The sequence below is a fragment of the Myxococcales bacterium genome (assembly GCA_022184915.1).
Lineage (GTDB): Bacteria > Myxococcota_A > Polyangia > Fen-1088 > Fen-1088 > JAGTJU01.
This window is the reverse complement of record JAGTJU010000014.1, coordinates 1-5,260: the sequence shown is the minus strand read 5'-3', so window position 1 is coordinate 5,260 and position 5,260 is coordinate 1. Positions and strand designations below refer to the sequence as shown.

General features: G+C 69.2%; 5 protein-coding genes. 4 read left to right on the top strand and 1 reads right to left on the bottom strand.

The genetic code is table 11. The features are described 5' to 3' along the window. Positions 1-312 precede the first annotated feature (312 nt). The 4 genes from KA712_26110 (at position 313) to KA712_26095 (ending at position 4,660) form a co-directional block, all read left to right on the top strand. On the top strand, positions 313-1,197 hold the full coding sequence (locus KA712_26110; GenBank protein MCG5056428.1) for a methyltransferase: 885 nt from the start codon (positions 313-315) through the stop codon (positions 1,195-1,197). Continuing rightward, positions 1,184-2,104 (top strand): patatin-like phospholipase family protein, encoded by a 921-nt coding sequence (locus tag KA712_26105; protein MCG5056427.1) that lies wholly within the window; start codon positions 1,184-1,186, stop codon positions 2,102-2,104. Before KA712_26110 ends, KA712_26105 begins: the two co-directional genes overlap by 14 nt. A gap of 142 nt (positions 2,105-2,246) precedes the next feature. Beyond that, a complete protein-coding gene (locus KA712_26100) occupies positions 2,247-3,113 on the top strand; it encodes a CBS domain-containing protein (GenBank protein ID MCG5056426.1) in 867 nt (288 codons plus the stop codon). A 35-nt stretch (positions 3,114-3,148) separates the two neighbouring features. Further along, a complete protein-coding gene (locus KA712_26095; protein MCG5056425.1) occupies positions 3,149-4,660 on the top strand; it encodes a sulfatase in 1,512 nt (503 codons plus the stop codon). Here KA712_26095 and cysC read toward each other — a convergent pair. Beyond that, positions 4,576-5,253 carry an adenylyl-sulfate kinase gene (gene cysC, locus KA712_26090; protein MCG5056424.1) on the bottom strand — a complete coding sequence of 226 codons (678 nt, stop codon included), beginning with the start codon at positions 5,251-5,253 and terminating at the stop codon, positions 4,576-4,578. The genes KA712_26095 and cysC overlap by 85 nt on opposite strands. Between the last annotated feature and the right edge of the window lie 7 nt (positions 5,254-5,260).

The window sequence follows — 5,260 nt, the reverse complement described above, 5'->3', positions numbered from 1 at the left end:
GGCCAGCTCGAGGAGCTCCGTGGCTTTGCGTAACGCGGTCGCCCGCGTGTTGCCGTTTCGGGAACATTCCCTTGTCCCGGAGAAGAGCAATCGGTGTGCCATGTATAGAACGTAAGCCAGCTTACTCAATATGGGACAAAATCAGCCCTTGGACCCGGGGACCTGTTGTGCCCCGCACAACACCTGATGATTCGCTGTCGACAGAACACATCCGCCTGCCTGTCGGAACCCCGCTCACCCCTGGCGGGACGTGCCCCGGCGTCCTGCCCCCTGGCCCCCTCTGCCTTCGCGCCCCATACTCGCCCGGGCCGCATGCCGTTGTCCTCGCCCCCCTCTGGCTCGAAGTCGTCCGCTCCAGGCCTCATTCGCCCCGCGCGACGCCCGGCCGGTTTCGTCCCCGGGGGGCCGCACCCCGCAGGCCCCCAAGGCCGTCCCGAGCTCGTGCCCGGCCCTGGTGAAGACCTCTGTTACCTGGCCGGCGACTTCCGCATTTTTCAGCGCCAGGATGGGCACCGCTGGTCACTCGATGATCTCGTCACCGCCCACGTCGCTGCCCAGCGGGTTCCCCGCCCGCCGACCCGCCACCTGGATCTCGGCTGCGGCATCGGCTCCGTGCTGATGATGCTGGCGTGGCGCTTTCCCCAATCCCACGCCACCGGTGTTGAAGCCCAGCCCCTGAGCGCCGGGCTGGCGCGCCGGTCGCTCGCCTACAACGGCCTCAGCGCGCGCGTTCAGCTTCTCGAGGGTGACTTCCGGGAGGGGCTTTCCGAAGGCGTCGTCGCTGGGGGCTACGAGCTCGTCACCGGCACCCCCCCTTACTTCGACCCCGCCCGCGGCGTGCAAAGCGAAAAGCCCCAATGTGGGCCTTGCCGCTTCGAGCATCGAGGCGGTGTGGAGGCCTACTGCGATGCGGCGGCTCGCTACATGACGGCGAACGGCCTGTTCGTCATGGTGGCGCCCACGGACCAGGCCACCCGCGCGATCGACGCGGGCAAGGCGGCCGGCCTTGTCCCAGGACATCGTCTCGACGTGGTCCCGCGCGCCGGCAAGGCCCCGCTCGTCACCGTGTTCGCGTTTGCACGGACCTCGGGCGCTGCCAGCACCGAAACGCTCGTGGTGCGTGACCACGAATCCAAATGGACGCCCGCCTTCAAGGAGGTGCGGCGTGCGATGGGGATGCCCTGTGCTTGGAGCTAAAGGCGCGCTCACCATCGCGCTCTTCACGTGGGCCACGGGCTGCGCGCACAGCTGGACGGAAGAGCGCGATCGCCCCACGTGCCTCGTGCTTTCCGCCGGAGGCCCCACGGGGCTTGCGCACATCGGTGCCCTCGAGGCCGTGCACGACGAGCACCTCCCCGTCGATTGCATCACCGGAACCAGCATGGGAGCGCTGGTGGGCAGCCTGTTCGCAACCGCCCCGGAAGAGCCCCTCCGGCAGCGCTACGTGCGGCTCCTCGATGCCTACCGTGCGGAGTCGCAGCGGGAGGCTGCGCGCAACGCGATGCTGGGGGGAGCCGTGGGTGCGGTCATCGCCGGCGTGGTGACCGGCGGCAGCGCCACCTTGCCGCTGCTGGTGGGCGCAGCGGCGGGCGCCGTCGCAGCCGCCGAGGCGACACGGCCGCTGTCGTACCCGCGCTTCGCACGGGTGCTCGCCGCGTACGAAGAACGCCAGGTGATCGAGTCCCTCACCCTCCCCTTCGTCACGTTTTTTCAGCAGCGGCAAGGCACTGGGCTGGCCTTGGTCGTGGCCCGCAGCGGCCCCGTAGCGCAAGCGGTGAGCCGGAGCATCGCGAACCCCTTCATCTTCGCTGACTTCGACCCGGTGAACGCGGGCTACGTCGACCCGGGGGGCGATCGCTTGCTTGCCGTGCCCGTCGAAGAAACCTGTCGCGCATTTCCGCGCGCGCGCCTTTTGGCGATCAACGCCAGCGGGCAGGCCTCCGTCTGGAGCGCGAAGATGAACTGCCCCGTGCTCGAGGTGAACGTGGGAGCCCCTGCCGCACCCGCAGCCGCCTTGGCCGGCAACAATGAGGCCTTCGCCCAGATCGTGGCGCGAGGCTACGAAGCCACGCGCTTCGCGCTGCAGGCGGACCGACGTCGCTGAGGTGCCACGCCACCGTCAGCAGTTTTTTCAGCGGCGCGCGCCTGCACGCGCAGGCCTTGCGTTCCGATGAGCGGCCCCCCTGGACCTGGCTGCCGATCCGCGACCGCTTCGCATGGCCGCTTGCTTGCATCAAGGCAAGGACATGACCACCCTGCCCAACCTCGAAAAGCGCGCCCGGCAGATCCGCGGGCTGCTCGATGGCCGGCCTCCCGTTGCGGTGCGCTCTGACGACTCGCTGGACATGGCCCTCCAAGCGATGTTGTGGGGCCGCGTGCGGCACCTGCCGGTCGTCGATGGCCAACGCCTCGTGGGCGTGTTGTCTCAGCGCGAGGTGCTGGGCTACCACGTGCGCGTGGGCGCGCGCTTGGCCGCGCGGGCCCCCGTCAAGGAAATCATGAGCGTGCCTCCCATCACCGTTGGACCCGATGATACCGTGGCTTCGGCGGTGGAGCGCATGGTGCAAAACCGCGTGGGCTGCCTACCCGTGGTCGATGCTGGCAAGCTCCTGGGGGTGGTCACGCGCACCGACTTGCTGACCCTCCACGTGTCCCCGCCAGACACCCTGCATGCCGATCTTCCCGCCGCCCGCATCATGAAAACCGACGTGCACACGGCCAAGGCGGAGGACCACCTGATGGATGCCGTGGCACGTATGGAAGCGCGAGGCATTCGCCACCTTCCCGTGGTCGATGGCGATCGCAAGGTGATAGGCATACTGAGCGACCGTGACGTGCGTACAGCCTTCGGTGACAGCCTGCGAGCGCTGCGTCCCGGTGACGCCCGCGTTCGCATCGAGGCCTTGCGGGTCAGCGACGTGATGACCCGCAACGTCCTCACCGTAGGACCCGAGCAAGGCCTGGCCGAGCTCGCTTCGAGCTTCGTCGACCACCGGGTCGGTGCCCTGCCCGTCGTCGGACCCAGCGGGACGCTCGTGGGCATCATCTCCTACGTGGACGTGCTCGCCGCGCTGGCCCCCGGCCGGGGAGCTGGCGCTCACGCTTCGGAGTAGGCCCCACCGCGCCCCCCGCGGTACACTGCGCGCCGATGCGCATCGTGTACGTCGATATCGACTGCCTCCGCCCCGACCACCTCGGCTGCTACGGGTATCACAGGCCGACGAGTCCCCACATCGACGCCCTCGCCGCCGAGGGTCTGCGCTTTACGAACGTCTACGCCTCCGACGTACCCTGCTTGCCGAGCCGCACGGCCATGTTTTCGGGTCGCTTCGGCGTTCACACCGGGGTGGCGAACCACGGCGGCGCCCGCGCCGAGATGTATCCCGATGGCGAGGCGCGCGGGTTCAGCTCGCGCCTCACCCGAACCAGCTTCATGCGCTGTCTGCGCGATCAGGGATATACCACCGCCACGGTGAGCTCGTTCGGGGAGCGGCATGCCGCCTTGCACTTTTACGCGAACTTCAACGAGATCATCAACCCTGGCCGGCGCGGCCTCGAAAGCGGCGAGGTGGTGGGAGCGCTGGCCGAAGACTGGCTGGCCCGGCGCGGCCACGAGCCCAATTGGTTCCTTCACGTCCACCTCTGGGACCCCCACACGCCTTACCGTGCCCCGGCCGCGCTGGGAGAGCCCTTCGCGAACACCCCGCCCCCCGCATGGTTGACGGAAGCCGTGCGCGCCCGCGACTTCGCCGCCTGTGGCCCTCATGGCGCCCAGGACACGATTGGCTTCTCGAACGCGCCCCCGCCGGAGCTCGCGTGGAACTACCCCCGACAGCCCACCACCATCGATTCCACTGCGGCTGTGCGCGCGATGTTCGACGGCTACGATGCCGGCGTGCTGCACGCCGATGCGCAGGTGGGCCGCCTGCGGCAGAAGATCGTGGACATGGGCCTCGGCGACGACGTGGTCTGGATCGTCACCGGTGATCACGGAGAGAACCTCGGCGAGCTGAACGTGTACGGCGATCACCAGACCGCCGACGAGATGACCTGCCACGTGCCCTTCCTGCTCGCATGGCCGGGGATCACCGACACCCGCGCCGGCCAGACGGCCTCCGCGCTCCACTACCAATTCGACCTCGCGGCCACGATCGTGGAGCTGGCCGGCGGTGCCGTGCCCAGCAACTGGGACGGCCGAAGCGCGGCAACGGCGCTGCGCGAGGGCCGGGACGAAGGCCGCCACGCGCTGGTCCTGAGCCAGGGCGCCTGGACGTGTCAGCGCAGCGTCCGGTTCCGCGTGGGCGGAGGCGAGTACCTTTTGATACGCACCTACCACGACGGCTATCACCTTTACCCCGACCTCGCGCTCTTCGATCTTGGCGCAGATCCGCACGAGCAGTTCGACCTGGCCGCCCTGCGGCCCGACCTGGTCGCCGAGGGCAGCCGCATCTTGGAGGCCTGGGGCGCCGAGACGCTCGGGCAGATGGATCCGGAGACGAATGGCCCCGTCGGCGATCCGTTCTGGACGATCCTGCGCGAGGGCGGCCCCTACCACGTGCGGCGGGATCTACCCGCCTACCTGGAACGTCTGCGGGCGACGGGGCGCGGGGCCGCAGCGGACGCCCTCGCCGCGAAGCACCCCCGGGCGAGCCGCCGCTGAGCCGCTAGCGCGTGCCCACGACCTGGGCGCGCACGAGCAGGTCCATCACCTGGTTCACGCAGGAGCCAATGGGCATGGTGCCCGTGGCCAGCACCAGGGCGGGGGGCCACAGGCGGCTCGTAAGGAGAGCTGATGCCAGTAAACTCCGCGATCTTTCCGGCCCTCGCCTTTTCGTAGAGGCCCTTCGGATCGCGCCCTTCACAGACGGACAGAGGTACATCCAGGAACACCTCGAAGAAGCGCTCGGGGCCGGCCGCATCGCGGGCCTTGGCGCGGCCGGCACGGAAGGGGGAGATGAACGAGGCGATCACGATGACGCCCGCGTCCGCCATCAGGGCGGCCACCTCGCCCACTCGGCGCACGTTTTCGTCTCGGTCTGCCGCGGAGAAGCCGAGATCGGCACACAGACCATGGCGTACGTTGTCGCCGTCGAGCACGAAAGCCAGGTGACCTGCATCCACGAGCGCGCGCTCGACGCCGAACGCGATGGTGGATTTTCCCGCGCCCGAGAGCCCCGTGAGCCACACCACCGCCCCGCGCTGGCCCAACGCGCGAGCGCGGTCCTCGGCCGACACGAGACCCCGCTGGCGCATGACGTTG

Excerpts from the sequence above, each read along its gene's own strand:
- KA712_26095 (MCG5056425.1), top strand. The coding sequence starts at position 3,149 with ATGCGCATCGTGTACGTCGATATCGACTGCCTCCGCCCCGACCACCTC.
- KA712_26110 (MCG5056428.1), top strand. The coding sequence starts at position 313 with ATGCCGTTGTCCTCGCCCCCCTCTGGCTCGAAGTCGTCCGCTCCAGGC.
- KA712_26100 (MCG5056426.1), top strand. The coding sequence starts at position 2,247 with ATGACCACCCTGCCCAACCTCGAAAAGCGCGCCCGGCAGATCCGCGGG.
- cysC (MCG5056424.1), bottom strand. The coding sequence starts at position 5,253 with ATGCGCCAGCGGGGTCTCGTGTCGGCCGAGGACCGCGCTCGCGCGTTG.